Consider the following 15,563-nt stretch of genomic DNA (forward strand, 5'->3'; position numbering starts at 1 on the left):
GCGGGGCTCAGGACTGGCGGAGGTCCTCCAAGGTCGCCGCCTCACCGGGCAGCTCGGAGCGGGCAGGCGCCATCAGGCCGTCCAGGAACAGCTGCAGATGACGGTGGACGAAGCGGTCCATGTTCGGGCACGCCGTACCGGGCAGCGGCCTCGTGAGCTGGGAGAGGGCGACCATCAGGTCCCCGACGGCGATGTCGGTGCGCAGCTGCCCGGCCGCGCGCGCCCGTTGCATGAGCCCGTCGATCACGGCTTCGAGCCGCTCACGGGCATCGACCAGATCCGGGTGATCGGGGTCGAAGGCCGCCTGGAGGATCGGGCACAGGGCACCGATGCGCTCGTCGGCGGAGGCATGGACGAACCGGCGCAGGACGTCGAACGCGACACTCGGGTCGGCGTCCGCGGCCACGATCGCCGCCTCGGCGTGTGCCGAGACGCGGTCGGTGACCATCAGGACGACCTGGTGGACCAGTTCGGAACGGTCGGAGAAGTGCCGGTAGACCGTGGCGTTGCCGACGCCGGCCCGGCGCGCGACCTCGTCGAGCGGCACGTCGGGGCCGAACTCGACGAACATCTCGCGTGCGGCGGCGACGATCCGCTCCCGGTTGCGCAGGGCGTCGGCCCGCGGGCGGGGCGTGCGGCGCTGCGCGGCGGTGGCGGTTTCCACGGCGGCTCTCCTCAAGTCTGGGGTGAGTCTGCGGTCGAGCCTCCGGACGATGCCGGAGCCTCGGATGCGCGATGCGGGGAATCACTCCCCGTTTCGCTCGGACACAGGTCTAAACGGGGAGACAGTCCCCGGATATTTCCCTCTCCCCGACTTTCTTCGCGTGACCCGCGTCACACCTAAATGAACAAGAAACCCACGATCGGTCGCACCCAGCGAGCGCCCGCGCACCCACCGGCACAGGGTGATCGAAAGGGTGCAGCCAGGACCGGCGGCTGCCGCTACGGGAAGGCCCACGCATGCAGCAGCCGACCTGGAGGCAGATATGCGGAGCGCGACGTGGCGCTGCACTCGCCACCTGCGCCGTCCTTGCTTTCACGGTCACCACGTCGGCGAGCACCGGGCGCCTGATGGAGGAGTCCCCCACGGCGGCGGGCCCCTCGTCCCTGGCCCGCGCGACCACGCTCAACCCGTGCATGATCAGCGGCACGATGGGCGTCCAGATGTCGGAGGGCATGCCCACCCCCACCGGCTACTCCCGCTCCACCGGCACCGTCCGGGCCCTGAACCTCATGGTCGACTTCTCCGACGCACCCGGTGAGGGCACCGCGCTCGACCGCCTCGCGGAGTTCTTCCCGCAGACCTCGGACTGGTTCCGCACCAGCTCCTACGGACGGCTCGACTACCGCCCGGAGTCCCCGGTCTCCGACTGGCTGCGGATGCCCAAGAGCTTCAAGGAGTACGGGATAGAGCGCGGCGCCCCCTTCGACCCCGGCTACCGCGAGCTGGTCACGGACATCGTGGCGGCGGCCGACCCGGACGTGGACTTCCGGGAGTACGACCTGGTGAACATCCTCATCACGCCGAACGCGGGCCCTTCCGCGCTCGACACCGTCCTTTCGGTGACCTTCGCGGGCAACACCGAGGCCCCCGTCGCGGACGGCGTCCCCGTCTCGAACGCGTCCTTCGTCTACAGCAGACAGGACGACGGCTCGGGAACCTACCGCGAGACCGGTTACCGCGTGCTCCCCCACGAGAACGGCCACGTCTTCGGCCTGCCCGACCTCTACACGCAGGAGGGCGGCGGCGCGGTCGGCCACTGGGACATCATGAGCGAGGACTGGGGCGCCAACAACGACCTGGTGGCCTGGCACAAGTGGAAGCTCGGCTGGCTCGGCGACGACCAGGTCAGCTGCGCGTCGAACTCCGGCACCACCGAGCACACGCTGAGCCCGCTGCCGACGGAGGGCGGCACCAAGCTCGCCTTCGTGCCGCTGAGCGAGCGGACGGGGTACGCCGTCGAGGTGCGCACCCGCGGCGGCAACGACGACGCGATCTGCAAGCCGGGTGTCCTCGTCTACCGGGTGGACGCGGAGATCGACACCGGCCACGGGCCGATCACGGTCGCCGACTCCACGAAGGACAGCGGCGGCTGCACGCGCCGGCCGAACGTCCACGCGGAGCTCTCCGACGCGACCTACGAGCCCGGACAAACCTTCACGGACAAGAAGACGGGCGTACGCATCACGGTGACGGACATCGACGAAGCAGGCCGCTACCGGGTGCACGTCACTCGGCCGTAAGGCCATGCCTCAGCCGCCGTTGACCTTCGCGGACCCGGCGCCGGGCACGGTCTGCTGCACCTGCCGCAGAAAAGCGAGATTGTCCGGGGTCTTGCGCAGGCGCTCGATCAGCGCCTCCAGGTTGCTCTGCGCGTCGCGGCCGTGCAGGGCACGCCGCAGGCCGCGTACGGCCGTCAACTCGTCCGCGGGCACCAGGAGTTCGTCGCGCCGCGTGCCGGAAGGGGTGACGTCGACGGCGGGGAAGACCCGGCGTTCGGCCATGCCACGGTCGAGGCGGAGCTCCATGTTGCCGGTGCCCTTGAGCTCCTCGAAGTAGTAGTCGTCGGCGCGCGATCCGGTCTCCACGAGCACGGTGGCGAGCATGGTCAGGGACCCGCCCTCCTCCGCACACCGCGCGGCCCCGAAGAGGCGCTTGGGACCCTGGATGGCGGCGGCGTCGACACCTCCGGAGAGAGTACGGCCGCCACTGGACGCCGCGTTGTTGTACGCGCGGCACAGCCGGGTGAGGGAGTCGAAGAGCATCACGACGTCCTTGCCCTCCTCGGTGAGCCGCTTGGCGCGCTCGACGGCGAGTTCGGCCAGGGCGATGTGCTGCTTGGCGGGCCGGTCGAAGGTCGAGGCGAGCACCTCACCCCGTACGGAACGCTTCATGTCCGTGACTTCCTCGGGCCGTTCGTCGAGCAGCACGACCATGAGGTGGGCCTCGGGGTGGTTCGCGCTGACGGCGGCGGCGATCTGCTGGAGCAGGACGGTTTTGCCGGTGCGGGGCGGCGCGACGATGAGGCCGCGCTGGCCCTTGCCGACGGGGGCGACGAGGTCGATGAGCCGGGTCGCGACACTGCCGCCGCCGCTGCTGCCGGGCGTATTACCGCCGGGCGTCTCCAGGCGGAGCCGCTCGCGGGGGTGCAGCGGGGTCAGGTCGGCGAACCGCGTGCGCCTGCGCAGGGCTTCGGCGGAGTGTCCGTTGACCCGCTCGACGCCGGTCAGGGTGCGGGCCTTGCCGCAGACACCCTCGACCAGGTCACCCGCGCGCAGGCCGAGCCGGCGGATGAGCGCGGAGGGGACCTGTACGTCGTTCGGGGTGGGGAGGCAATCATCCGTACGGAGATGGCCGTTGGCGTTGTGACTCACGTCGAGGATGCCGGAGGCGGCGACGACGGGGGTCGCGGGGGCCGCTGTGGCGGCCGTGGTGGTGGTCTTGTCGCGGGTGATGGTTGCGGTACTCACGATGGGGTTCCTTTCGCGGGCATGCGAATGAAGGGGCCCGGCGGAACGGTGTGTTCACGTCCCGTACGACGGGCGGAGGGAAGAACTGCGGCAGAAGGATTCGCGAAGAGACGCGAACCAGGGAGCCGCTGGACTACGAGAGCCTCGACGAGGCGGAAGAAAAGAAGAATGGCACCGGCGCCGCATAAGGCGGCGTACACACGTGCTGTTCGCAAGGTAGCACAGCTCGCCGCGCTTCGAACGTGACGTGGGTCACCAGGGACGGACGAGGACGGCCGCACCCGGCCACATGAAGCGCTCCCCGGTTATGTGGGCCCCACACATGGGATCCCCGCCCGGCGCACCCTTACGTTTCCGGCCATGACGAGCCCCATTCCCCGCGGTGTCACCCCCGCAGACCTCGCCGGAACCGACCTCACCGGCCGCACCGCCCTGGTCACCGGCGGCGCCAGCGGCATCGGGCGGGCCTGCGCCGTGGCCCTGGCCGGCGCGGGCGCCTTCGTCCATGTCGTGGACCGGCACGCCGACGCGGCCAAGAACGTCGCCGACGAGATCGACGGCGAGGCACACGCCGTGGACCTCGCCGACCCCGCCGCGGTGGACACCCTGCCCACCCACGTCGACGTCCTCGTCAACAGCGCCGGGCTCCAGCACGTCGCCGCCATCGAGGAGTTCCCCCCGGAGCGGTTCGACCTGATCCAACGGGTCATGGTCACCGCGCCGTTCCTCCTGCTGCGCAGGACGCTGCCCCACATGTACGCCCGCGGCTGGGGCCGCGTCGTGAACATCTCCAGCGTGCACGGGCTGCGCGCCAGCGCCTTCAAGTCCGCCTACGTCACCGCCAAGCACGCACTGGAGGGCCTGAGCAAGGTCACCGCCCTGGAAGGCGCGACGCACGGCGTCACCAGCAACTGCCTCTGCCCCGGCTACACCCGCACGCCCCTCGTCGAGGACCAGATCAGCGCCCAGGCCGCCGCCCACAACATCGCCCCCGAGCAGGTCCTCACCGACGTACTGCTGCGGCGTTCCGCGGCCAAGCGGCTCATCGAGCCCGAGGAGATCGCCGCCGCCGCGCTCTGGCTCTGCGGCCCGCACACCGGCTTCGTGACCGGCACCTCGCTGCCCCTGGACGGCGGCTGGACCGCCGGCTGAACTCCCGCCCCCCTCCAGCCAACTCCCGCCCCCACAACGGCTTTTCACCACACGTCCCCATCGAGAAACGGATCACGCCATGGCAGCCGCAACGCCGCGCGCCCCGGGCAAGAACCCCGGCAAGACCCCGGGCACGCCGGGTATCGCCCGCATCATCAGCGCAAGCCTCATCGGCACCACCATCGAGTGGTACGACTTCTTCCTCTACGGCTCGGCCGCCGCCCTCGTCTTCAACACCCTCTTCTTCCCCAACAGCGACCCGTTGGTCGGCACCCTCCTCTCCTTCCTCACGTACGCGGTCGGCTTCGCCGCCAGGCCGCTCGGCGGCGTCGTCTTCGGCCACTACGGCGACAAGATCGGCCGCAAGAAGCTGCTCGTGCTGAGCCTGATGATGATGGGCGGCGCCACCTTCGCGATGGGCCTGCTGCCCACCCACGCCACCCTCGGCGTCGGCGCCCCGATCCTGCTCACGGTGCTGCGCCTGATCCAGGGCTTCGCGCTCGGCGGCGAGTGGGGCGGCGCCGTCCTGATCGTCTCCGAGCACGGCGACGACAAGAACCGCGGCTTCTGGGCCTCCTGGCCGCAGGCGGGCGCCCCCGGCGGCAACCTCCTGGCCACCGGCGTCCTCGCGCTCCTCGCCGCCGTCCAGTCCGACGAGGCGTTCCTCGCCTGGGGCTGGCGCATCCCGTTCCTGCTCTCCGGGGTGCTCGTGATCATCGGCCTGTGGATACGGGTCTCGGTGTCCGAGTCGCCGCTGTTCCTGGAGGCGCAGGCCCGCGCGGAGGCCGCAGCGGCTTCCGGGGAAGCCGCCAAGGAAGAAGCGCCCGTCGTCGAGGTCTTCCGGCACAACTGGCGCGGCGTCCTCACCGCAATCGGCACCCGGCTCGGCGAGAACGTCTCGTACTACATCCTCACGGCCTTCGTCCTCGTCTACGTCACCGTGCACCTGGAACTGCCCAAGAGCACCGCCCTGAACGCCGTCCTCATCGGCTCCGCCGTGCACTTCGTGACGATCCCGCTGTGGGGCGCACTCTCGGACCGCATCGGCCGCAGGCCCGTCACCCTGATCGGGTCGGTCGGCATGGCGGCGTGGGCGTTCGCGTTCTTCGCGCTCGTCGACAGCAAGTCCTTCACGGTGATCACCCTCGCGGTCACCGTCGGGTTGCTGCTCCACGGCGCGATGTACGGGCCGCAGGCCGCCTTCATCTCCGAGATGTTCGACACGAAGGTGCGCTACTCCGGCGCGTCGATGGGCTCGCAGCTCGCGTCCATCATCGGCGGCGCACTCGCGCCCATCATCGCGGTGGAGCTCCTCAAGGACTTCGACTCGGCGACGCCGGTGGCGCTCTACGTCTGCGTGACGGTGATGATCACGACGCTCACGGTGCTTGTGGCGAAGGAGACCCGGGGGCGTTCGCTCTCCTCTCCGACCGAACAGCCGTCCGCTTCCGAGGGTGCGACCGGCGCGGCCTCGGCGACAATCGGAACCCGCACCTGAACCGCACCACCCGTACGCGCACCCCGCTCCCGGAGGCGACCCGTCGTATGACCAGCTCCCCAGACGCCGCCCGCCGGGAGCAGGTGTGCACCGCCGCCCTGCGTGAACTGCTCGACCTGCTCGCCCAGGACGCGCCGGCCGAGCAGTTCGCCCGGCCGGCGGCCACGGCCCGCGCCGCGGGGGCGAGCGGCGCCCAGCTCGCGGCGGTCGACGAGGCCACGCAGACCGCCCTGCGCGTACGCCGCACCCTGAACCAGCACCAGCGCAGAGAAGCCGAGCTGACCGCGCTGTTCGACACGGCGGGCGACCTCGCAGCGCTGCGCGACCTGGACGCGGTGCTCCGCGCCATCGTGCACCGGGCCAAGCTGCTGCTCCGCACGGACGTCGCGTATCTGTCCCTCAACGACCCGGTGGCGGGCGACACCTACATGCGCGTGACGGACGGCTCGGTCTCCGCCGCGTTCCAGAACCTGCGCCTGGGCATGGGCGAGGGGCTCGGCGGCCTCGTCGCCCAGACCGCCCGCCCGTACGCCACCGGGGACTACGAGGTCGACCCCCGTTTCCAGCACACCGCGCCCATCGACAACGCCGTACTGGAAGAGGGCCTGCACGCCATCCTCGGCGTACCGCTGCGGCAGGGCACCCACATCATCGGGGTCCTCTACGCCGCCGACCGCACCGCCCGCGCCTTCACGCCGGACGAGGGCGCGCTGCTGTCCTCGCTCGCCGACCACGCGGCCATCGCCATCGACAGCGCGCGCCGCATGGAGGAGACGAGGGCCGCGCTCGTCGACCTGAACGAGGCGTCGCAGACGATCCGCGCACACAGCGAGGCGCTGCGCCGGGCGGAGGACGCGCACGACCGCCTGACGGATCTCGTGCTGCGCGGCGGCGACTTCACGGAGGTCGCCACGGCCATCGGCGCCCTCCTGGACGGCGGCACTCTCATCCATGACGCGGACGGGACGGAGCTGGCTCGGGTGGGGGGTGGGGGCGCCGCCGATCAGGAGGGCGCCGGTTTCCGTCGGCCCGCGGCCAAGGCCGTCGCCGCCTCGCGCGCCAGCGGCCGGGCGGTGCCCCTCGACGGGACCTGGGTGTGCGCGGTCCTCGCGGGCCCTGAACTCCTCGGCAGCATCGCGCTCACCGGCCGGCCCGACCTGGGTGAGGCCGACCGCCGCCTCTTCGAGCGCGCCGGGGTCGTCACCGCGCTGCTCCTGCTGCTGCGCCGTTCGGCCGCCGAGGCCGAGGACCGCGTACGCGGTGAACTCCTCGGCGACCTGCTCTCCCTCTCCGGCACCCCGGGCCGCCTCACGGCCAGGGCCCGCCGCCTGGACGTGGATCTGACGCTCCCCCACGCGGTTTTCGTCGCCCACAGCGAGGCGGCTTCCCGTCGGCTCCTGCTCTCGTCGGCCGCGCGCGCCGCCCGCGCCCACCGCGGCCTTTCCGGCCTGCACCACGACCACGTGGCCCTGGTGATCCCGGCCGACGACACGGGCTCCCGGGCCCGCGCGCTGGCCGCCGAGCTCACCCAGGCCGCCGGGGCGCCGGTCACGGTCGGCGCCGCGGGCCCCGCGGTCGGCCCCGAGGCCCTCTCGCTGGCCCACGCGGAGGCGTTGCGGTGCCTCACCGCCCTGCGCGCGCTCGGCCACACCGGGCGGGGCGCGGACCTCCCCGACCTCGGCTTCCTCGGCGTACTCCTCGGCGAGGACACGAACCTGAACTCGTACGTACGCCGCACGCTGGGCCCCGCCCTGGACTACGACGCCAAGCGAGGCACGGAACTCATCCACACTCTGCGGGCCTACTTCGCCTGCGGCATGAGCCAGTCCAAGGCGAAGGACTCCCTCCACGTACACGTGAACACCGTGGTCCAACGCCTCGACCGCATAGGCCACTTGCTCGGCGCCGACTGGCAGTCGCCGGAGCGGGCGCTGGAGATCCAGCTGGCGCTGCGCCTGCACGCGTACACGTCTGCTTCTGCTTCTGCTTCTGCGCCGGTTTAGGGGGCTCACGGCAACCAATCCGCCCGGTGGTGGCGACTGCCCTGCGCAACGCACACCAACGATCGCCTGGGCGGATGAGACATATGAGCCACATGAAGGACCCGAGGTACACGGGAGCGACGCAACAGCGGCACCGCAGGCGGCGGCTGATCGGCATGCGACTCGGCATTCCGGTGGCTGTGGTGGCCGCGGCGGGTCTCGCGTACGGCACGGCGTTCGGCGTATTCGGCGAGGACGCCCAGCCGAGGGCATCGGCGGCGTCGGCGGCATCGGGTTCCACCGCATGGGCGGCGGACGTGGCCGACGGTTTCGCCTCGGTCAACGCGCTCGGCCAGAAGGGCACATACGGCGGACGCGACGGAAAGACGGTGACCGTCAAGACGCTCGCGGACCTGGAGAAGTACGCGACGGCCTCCGATCCGTACGTCATCGTGGTCGCCGCAACAATCACGATGAACCCCAAGGGCAAGGAGATCAAGGTCGCGTCCGACAAGACGATCGTGGGTTCCGGAACCTCGGGCCAGATCGTCGGGGGCGGCTTCTTCCTGGGCCAGGGCGTGCACAACGTGATCATCCGGAACCTCACGATCCGGGACTCGTACGCGGGCACATGGAACGACAAGGAGCACGACTTCGACGCCGTGCAGATGGACGGCGCGCACCACGTCTGGATCGACCACAACGACTTGCGACACATGGCCGACGGACTGATCGACAGCCGCAAGGACACCACGTACCTGACGGTGTCCTGGAACAAGCTGAGCAACAACAACAAGACCTTCGGCATCGGCTGGACCGAGAACACGACGGCCGACATCACGATCCACCACAACTGGATCCGCGAGACCGAGCAGCGCAATCCGTCCACCGACAACGTGGCCCACGCGCACCTCTACAACAACTACCTCCAGGACGTAGCAGGCACAGACATCAACTCCTCCTACGGGAACTACTCACGCGGCAACACGAAGATGGTCCTGGAGAACAGCTACTTCGAGGGCATCAACAACCCGGTGATGAAAGACAGTTCGGCGTCGGTCGTGCAACGCGGCAACGTCTTCGTGGGCACCGGCGGCCGCAACGAGAGCGGAGGAACGGCCTTCGACCCGAAGAGTTTCTACGCCTACACGCTGGACAAGGCGGCGGACGTCCCGGCAAAGCTGAAGGCGGGGGCGGGCCCGCGTGCGACGCTCGGTGTCTCATCGACAAAGGGCGCGGCGGCGAGCACTCTCACGGTGGCGAGGGACGGCAGCGGCCAGTACAAAACAATCCAGGCGGCGGTGAACGCCGTACCCGCGAACAACCCGTCGCGGGTCACGGTGTCCATCAAGCCGGGCACGTACCGCGAGACGGTCAAGATCCCGTCCAACAAGCCGCACGTCACGCTGCAGGGCACGGGCGGGAGCCGCAAGGACACGGTCATCGTGTACGACAACGCGGCGGGCACGCCGAAGCCGGACGGTTCCGGAACCTACGGCACCTCGGGCAGCGCGACGGTGGCCGCGGAGGCGGACGACTTCCAGGCCCGGAACCTGACGATCTCCAACGACTTCGACGAAAAGGCGAACCAGGACATGTCCGGCCACCAGGCGGTGGCCCTGCGCACGGCGGCCGACAAGGCGTTCCTCGACAGCGTGATCGTCGAGGGTGACCAGGACACACTGCTCCTCGACACGGCGGCCAAGGCGAAACTGGGCCGCGCGTACATCAGGAACTCCTACATCATCGGCAACACGGACTTCATCTTCGGCAGAGCGACGGCGGTGGTGGACCGCTCGGTGATCACCCTCAAGAAACGCTGGGACGGCTCCTCGCAGGGCTACGTCACCGCGCCGAGCACGGCCCCCGACCGCAAGGGCTTCCTGATCACGAACACCACGGTGACCGGCGACGTCTCCGCCCGCAGCTTCTACCTGGGCCGCAACTGGCACGCGGGCGGCGACGCCACCCTGGACCCGCAGACGACGGTCCGCGACTCCTCCCTCAGCGCGGCCATCAAGCCCACGCCGTGGACGGACATGGGCGGCTTCTCCTGGAAGGACGACCGTTTCGCGGAGTACAAGAACACGGGCGCGGGCGCGGGCCCGGCAAGCAGCGACCGCCCCCACCTGACGGACACGCAGGCCACGGGCCAGGAAATCGCCGACTGGCTGGGCAACTGGACCCCGGCAGCCTGACAACCCCACCCCGGCCCCGCACCGCCGCCCCACCCCGATCCGCTACCCTGTCTGGAACCGCCATCCGTGGCGGCGCCACCTTGCCTTCGTAGCTCAGGGGATAGAGCACCGCTCTCCTAAAGCGGGTGTCGCAGGTTCGAATCCTGCCGGGGGCACGACGCGTTACCGCTCTGTCCTGGGGTTCACCCCCAGGGAAGGGCGCTCCTCAGCCTCGGGCTCTTCGTCCGGGGCTGTTTTGCGTGCGCTCCGGGTGCGCCGGGCCTGCAGCCGCCACGCGCGGCCGGACGGATGGCGGACAGTACGCTGAATCCAGCGGGATCGAGCCCGCGGCGCGGTGTCCGGGAGGTGTTTCATGACGGCCGAGATGGTGGCCCCCGCATGGATGCATGAGCAGATCACGGCGGAGCAGTACGAGTCCTGGTCCGAGGAGCAGTGCGCCGGCATCGAGATCGTGGACGGGATGATCGTCGTGAGTCCGAGCGCGTCCAAGCGGCACCACCGGTTGGCCCGCATTCTGGCCAACGCCCTGGATGCCGCCGCGGGCCCGGAGTGGAATGCCGACACGGACTTCGACGTCCGGCTTCAGGACGTCCCACTCACCAATCGCCGCCCGGACGTCGTCGTGTACCGCGCGGACACGATCGACATCACCCCGACTCGCCCCGAGCACGTGCTGCTGGTCGCGGACCGTGGTGTCGCCGGGCTCTGAGACCACCGACCGGATCGTGAAGGTCGACCAGTACGCCAAGGCGGGCATCGGCTTCTACTGGCGGATCGAGCAGGCCGCGACGGGCGTTCCTCTCGTCTACACGTACGTTCTCGACCCCGCGACGAAGACCTACCGGGTCGGAGACGTGTTCACCGGCGTCCTCAAGGCCGTGGCCCCCTTCCCGGTGGAGATCGACCTCGGCCAGGTGTGCCCCCCCCGCCGCGGGTGCCCGCGGCTGTGCCCGGGAGGCCTACGACGGGGGAATGATGTCTTCGTCGCTCGCCCTTGTCCCGGTTTCGGGCTCGTCCGCTGCGTATGGGTGGACGTAGCGGTCCCTGTTGAAGGGGGTGAACCAGTTGGTGATGGCCAGGGGGGTGATGCCCAGGGCCTCGCCTGCCTCGCTTTCGTCTATGCCGTCCATCGCGTCGTCGTAGAGCCACTCGTGGTCCATGTCCTCGTAGACCAGCTTGGCGAAGCATTCCAGTGCCGACGCGACGCCCTCGTCCAGCAGGCCGAAGGTGTCCAGCGTGACCTCGGCCTCGCGCAGCAGCAGTCTGAGCGCCAGTTCCTCGGCCACGCAGCTCAGCTGCCGGAAGCTTCCCTCGGTCAGGCGCGTCGTCAGGGCGATCGCCGTCACCAGGAAGCGGCGGGCGAAGCGGGCGTCGTACTGCAGGGCGTAGCGCGGGGGCAGCTCGTCCAGGAGCCACATGGGGCCGTCGCACTCGGCGACGTTCGTCGCCTCCCGGTCGAGGGCGTGCGCGTCCTGGAACAGCTCGTCCAGGAGGACATCCGTACCCCAGATCAGCGCTCCCGCGGCCAGCTCGGCGTCCTCGGTCCCAACCCCCGAGTCGGAGGAGGGGGTGGCGACTGAAGTGGGTGCGTTCTTCGATTCAGCGGCGCCCTTGGTCTCTTCCTCCTCTGGTACGCCGAACATTCCCACCCCGAACGCCGCCAGCCGCGGGGCCATGGCGCGGATCTTGGAGCGGATCGCGTCGGTCTCGGCCGTCGTCCCTGCCGCATGAGGGGACGCCGCTTCACCGGCCAGTCCCATCAGGCGTGCGCGGCGGGACGCTACGTCGTTCGGCGGGGCGTCCGGGCCGTCGGCCGCGTCCAGGCTCTCCTTCGCCTGGTCCGGGTGCAGCTCCACCTGGCACCGCTCGACCGTCCAGTCCGCGAGCAGCTCCGTACGCTCCAGGAGTTCCTCCACGAGTTCGCGGACGGCCTCCTCGGCGAGTTCCAGCGCCGGGGCGTCCACGAAGACCTTCAGGAGCGCTCCGCCGGGGTACACGCCCACAAATGTGTCGCGGAGCCTGATCTCCGTCCCGTCGGGTCCCGCGATCTCCTCCACGGACTCGAAGCCGTCCTCGAGGAGAGCACCGACGCCGATCCGCTGCAGCTCATCCATCTCCTGGGTACCGGCCGCTATCCGGGCGTCCACACTCACTGCATACGTCACGCACCACAGCCTCGCAGGCGAGAGCACCGCTTGCGCCCGCAACGCCTGCATCCCACCCCTCCCGGGCCCGCCCCGCAGCCTTCGCATATTTAACCTGTGTCGTCCGGCCCGCCCTGGGAACACGGGATGAGAAGCGGTGGCTTCGGGGTGTGAAGGGCGTCGTTCGCGCCGTGCCGCAGCCGCAGCAGTAGCCGTCGCTCTTGAGCTCCCATGGAGGTCGGCGCACTCCCGCGTCGCCGACCCCGTGGTAGAGGCGGGCCGGCCGTGGCCAAGGGGAGCTGCCGCGGCCGGGCCCTGCCAGAGGCCCTCAAGGGGTCTGTTACGTCCCCCTAATACGTCCTCGGCCAACCCTCACCCACGCCGCTCCCCTCTCCCCCACCATGGGGACACACAGTCAGGGAAAGCCGACGCGCAAGCCATGCCGTCGCCGCAGCCGCAGTCTCAGCCGTCGCCGCCTCGTCGACTACCCCCGGCACGGCAGACGCGGACCGTGGCGGTGGGTTCCCTCCTGGCGTCACATGCTTGGAGGGTTCGCGTTTCTCGTTGTCGGGCTTGGGTGCCTCTTCGGGCTCGTGTACGCCTCCGTCGACATTCCCGACGAGAACGCCGCCGCCCGGCGCGAAGCCAACGTCTACTACTGGGCCGACGGCACCCAGATGGTGAGCACCGGTGACGTGAACCGGCAGAACGTGCGGCTCTCGGAGATTCCCGACGCCGTCGAGAACGCCGTCATCGCCGCCGAGAACGACACCTTCTACAGCGACTCCGGTGTCTCGCCCAAGGGTCTGGCCCGCGCCGCCGTCAACATGGTCCGGGGGCAGGAGACCCAGGGTGGGTCCACCATCACTCAGCAGTACGTGAAGAACACCTACCTCTCCCAGGACCAGACGGTGACGCGGAAGGTCAAGGAGTTCGTCATCGCGCTGAAGGTGGACCAGAAGAAGAGCAAGCGGGAGATTCTTCAGGGGTATCTCAACACCAGTTGGTTCGGGCGCGGCGCTTATGGAATTGAAGCCGCCGCCCATGCCTACTACGGCATCCCCGCCCGGCAGTTGGACCCCAGCCAAGGCGCCGCACTCGCCGCCCTGCTGAAGGGTGCCGAGCAGTACGACCCCTCCGTGAGCGCGGTCAACCACCACCGCTCCGAGGCCCGTTGGAAGTGGATCCTCGACCGGCAGGTCAAGGCGGGACTGATGACAGCCCAGGCCCGTGGGAAGTTCACCACCTACCCCGAGCCCCACAAGGAGTCCCGGGCCACCAGCCTCGGCGGGCAGACCGGCTATCTCGTGGATGTCGCGAACAAATACATCAAGCAGCACACCTCCCTCACCGACAAGGACCTCGCGCTCGGCGGCTACCAGATCCACACCACCTTCGACCGGAACAAGGTGCGGCGCCTGAAGGACGCGGTCGAGAACGTGGTCGACCGCGAGATCGACCCGAAGAAGCGCGCCGCCGACAAGGGCGTGCAGGTCGGCGCCGCCTCCGTGCGCCCTTCCGACGGCGCCATCGTCGCCCTCTACGGCGGCGTCGATGCCACCAAGCACTTCACCAACAACGCCGACACCTCCGGCGTCCCCGTCGGCTCCGCCTTCAAGCCCTTCGTCCTCGCCGCCGCCCTTGAGCACGGCATCAGCACACGCTCGGGCGGACGCGGTACGCCGTGGCAGTCCGTCTCCCCCGGGAGCTCCTACGACGACAACGGCCGCCTGCGGGAATCCACCGTGCCCGCCCTCGCGAACGACATGAAGAACGGCACGAACAGCACGGACAGCTCCCACCCCACCCTCCGCCAAGCCCTCGCGAAGGGCGGCAACGCCACCTACGTACGCCTCGGCAAGGACGTCGGGTGGGAGCGGGTGCGGCGCACCGCCGTCGCGGCCGGGCTGCTCGAAGGCAGCATGGCCCGCCTGGAACGGACCTTCCCCATCGGCACCTCGACCCCCAGCGCGATCCGCATGGCCAACGCCTACGGCACCTTCGTCAGCCGCGGCCTGCGGCACGACCCGTACTCGGTGACCGAGGTCGTGAAGGACGACGAGACCGTCGATGGGCTCGCACGGCCGGGTGCGCGGCGCGCGCTGGATCCCGATGTGGCCGACGAGGCCGCCGACGCGATGCGGGGCGTCGGCACCTCAGCCGTCGGCCGGCCCGTCGTCGCCGGCCGCACCGGCGACCAGGACCGCCTCCGCTCGGCCTGGTTCACCGCCACCACCGAGGAGTTGTCGACCGCCGTGACGATGTTCCGGACGAGCCCGGGCAAGCCGCAGTTGCTGCCCATGTCGGGTGTGGGCGGGGCGGGTTCACGGCACGGGAACGTCTTTCCGGTCCAGATCTGGCGCGATTACGTGAAGTCGACCGGCGACAGCGGCGACAGTGACGGCGGCGCCAGCAGCCGTCAGCCATAGTCCGACCCGGGGGACAGCACCCTTCCCCAACCCCCGCCAGGCTGTCATCGTTCCGATATGTATCCCTATGGGCCACCTCCCGGGCCGCCGCCCCGCATCGACGCGGGGCAACTGCGGCCCCGGCGGCGGTGGTTCGTCGTCGCGGCGGTGATCGCGGCGGTCTGTGTGGGCATCGGCGTCGCGAGCTTCCTGCTGACGCTGACCTCGACGGTGGACTCCGTCGAGGACGACAAGGCGTTCACAAGCGGGCAGTCCGTCACGCTGCGGATCGGGCCCGACGATGACGCCGCCATCTACGTGCGCAGCCCCTTCGCCACCCGCGCGCGCTGCGAGGTCGTCTCCGGCCCCGCCGGCTCGTCGCCGCGCGTGACCACGCCCGAGAGCACCTTCACCGTCACCAAGGGCAGCGTCGAATGGGAGCGGGTGTTCGTGCTCAAGGCGGACACGGCGGCGGACTACCGCGTGACGTGCGACGACCCACGTGGCGCCCTCACCTTCGCCCCCGGCGACGACGCCGACTTCGCGTCGTTCGTCGGCGGCATCGTCGTGACCGTCGTCGTGCCGCTCCTCGGCCTCCTCGCGGGCTCCGGCATCGCGATCATCGTCGGGGTACGGCGCGGCAGGCACCGCCGCTGGTTGGAGGCGCAGGCGTATTACGGCCACCGTTGACCTTGCCGGCCACCGCTGAC

The 15,563-nt window shown here is 70.1% G+C and carries 10 protein-coding genes, 1 tRNA gene and 1 pseudogene; 9 read left to right on the plus strand and 3 right to left on the minus strand.

All coding sequences use genetic code 11. The features are described from left to right. Positions 1-7: 7 nt before the first annotated feature. The gene (locus tag ACZ5U5_RS22090; RefSeq protein ID WP_469024233.1) at positions 8-664 is read right to left on the minus strand and encodes a TetR/AcrR family transcriptional regulator; all 657 of its coding nucleotides are present in this window, start codon (positions 662-664) and stop codon (positions 8-10) included. A gap of 296 nt (positions 665-960) precedes the next feature. Between ACZ5U5_RS22090 and ACZ5U5_RS22095 the strand changes: the two genes are divergently transcribed. After that, positions 961-2,244 carry a M6 family metalloprotease domain-containing protein gene (locus ACZ5U5_RS22095; protein ID WP_469024235.1) on the plus strand — a complete coding sequence of 428 codons (1,284 nt, stop codon included), beginning with the start codon at positions 961-963 and terminating at the stop codon, positions 2,242-2,244. Positions 2,245-2,253: 9 nt separating this feature from the next. On the opposite strand, the gene rho is transcribed toward ACZ5U5_RS22095, so the two are convergent. Beyond that, positions 2,254-3,456, minus strand: coding sequence for a transcription termination factor Rho (gene rho, locus ACZ5U5_RS22100; RefSeq protein WP_469024992.1), 1,203 nt, complete (start codon positions 3,454-3,456; stop codon positions 2,254-2,256). 375 nt (positions 3,457-3,831) lie between these two features. On the opposite strand from rho, the gene ACZ5U5_RS22105 reads away from it, so the two are divergent. The 6 genes and pseudogenes from ACZ5U5_RS22105 to ACZ5U5_RS22130 all read left to right on the plus strand — a co-directional run. Beyond that, positions 3,832-4,623: a 3-hydroxybutyrate dehydrogenase gene (locus ACZ5U5_RS22105; RefSeq protein ID WP_469024238.1), complete on the plus strand. Its 792-nt coding sequence runs from the start codon at positions 3,832-3,834 to the stop codon at positions 4,621-4,623. Positions 4,624-4,702: 79 nt separating this feature from the next. Next, positions 4,703-6,121 (plus strand): MFS transporter, encoded by a 1,419-nt coding sequence (locus ACZ5U5_RS22110; RefSeq protein WP_469024241.1) that lies wholly within the window; start codon positions 4,703-4,705, stop codon positions 6,119-6,121. A gap of 47 nt (positions 6,122-6,168) precedes the next feature. Continuing rightward, on the plus strand, positions 6,169-8,124 hold the full coding sequence (locus ACZ5U5_RS22115; protein WP_469024244.1) for a helix-turn-helix domain-containing protein: 1,956 nt from the start codon (positions 6,169-6,171) through the stop codon (positions 8,122-8,124). A gap of 92 nt (positions 8,125-8,216) precedes the next feature. Next, complete coding sequence (locus ACZ5U5_RS22120; RefSeq protein WP_469024994.1) at positions 8,217-10,301, plus strand: pectinesterase family protein; 2,085 nt, start codon at positions 8,217-8,219, stop codon at positions 10,299-10,301. 82 nt (positions 10,302-10,383) lie between these two features. Then, positions 10,384-10,456, plus strand: a tRNA-Arg gene (locus ACZ5U5_RS22125). 197 nt (positions 10,457-10,653) lie between these two features. Next, a pseudogene (locus ACZ5U5_RS22130) lies at positions 10,654-11,212 on the plus strand (Uma2 family endonuclease); the annotation flags it as partial. 48 nt (positions 11,213-11,260) lie between these two features. On the opposite strand, the gene ACZ5U5_RS22135 reads toward ACZ5U5_RS22130, so the two are convergent. Then, entirely contained in the window at positions 11,261-12,466 is a 1,206-nt protein-coding gene (locus ACZ5U5_RS22135) for a hypothetical protein (RefSeq protein ID WP_469024247.1), read from the minus strand. A 572-nt stretch (positions 12,467-13,038) separates the two neighbouring features. Between ACZ5U5_RS22135 and ACZ5U5_RS22140 the strand changes: the two genes are divergently transcribed. Together ACZ5U5_RS22140 and ACZ5U5_RS22145 are read left to right on the plus strand one after the other, a co-directional pair. Next, entirely contained in the window at positions 13,039-14,874 is a 1,836-nt protein-coding gene (locus ACZ5U5_RS22140; protein WP_469024250.1) for a transglycosylase domain-containing protein, read from the plus strand. Between the two features lie 57 nt (positions 14,875-14,931). Continuing rightward, positions 14,932-15,543 carry a serine/arginine repetitive matrix protein 2 gene (locus ACZ5U5_RS22145; protein ID WP_469024253.1) on the plus strand — a complete coding sequence of 204 codons (612 nt, stop codon included), beginning with the start codon at positions 14,932-14,934 and terminating at the stop codon, positions 15,541-15,543. The last annotated feature ends 20 nt before the right edge of the window (positions 15,544-15,563 follow it).

The sequence above is a fragment of the Streptomyces sp. NPDC033177 genome (genome assembly GCF_055577715.1).

Bases quoted from the DNA above. Each gene is read 5' to 3' on its own strand.
- ACZ5U5_RS22120 (WP_469024994.1), top strand. From the start codon at position 8,217: ATGAAGGACCCGAGGTACACGGGAGCGACGCAACAGCGGCACCGCAGG.
- ACZ5U5_RS22110 (WP_469024241.1), top strand. From the start codon at position 4,703: ATGGCAGCCGCAACGCCGCGCGCCCCGGGCAAGAACCCCGGCAAGACC.
- ACZ5U5_RS22115 (WP_469024244.1), top strand. From the start codon at position 6,169: ATGACCAGCTCCCCAGACGCCGCCCGCCGGGAGCAGGTGTGCACCGCC.
- ACZ5U5_RS22095 (WP_469024235.1), top strand. From the start codon at position 961: ATGCAGCAGCCGACCTGGAGGCAGATATGCGGAGCGCGACGTGGCGCT.
- ACZ5U5_RS22145 (WP_469024253.1), top strand. From the start codon at position 14,932: ATGTATCCCTATGGGCCACCTCCCGGGCCGCCGCCCCGCATCGACGCG.
- ACZ5U5_RS22105 (WP_469024238.1), top strand. From the start codon at position 3,832: ATGACGAGCCCCATTCCCCGCGGTGTCACCCCCGCAGACCTCGCCGGA.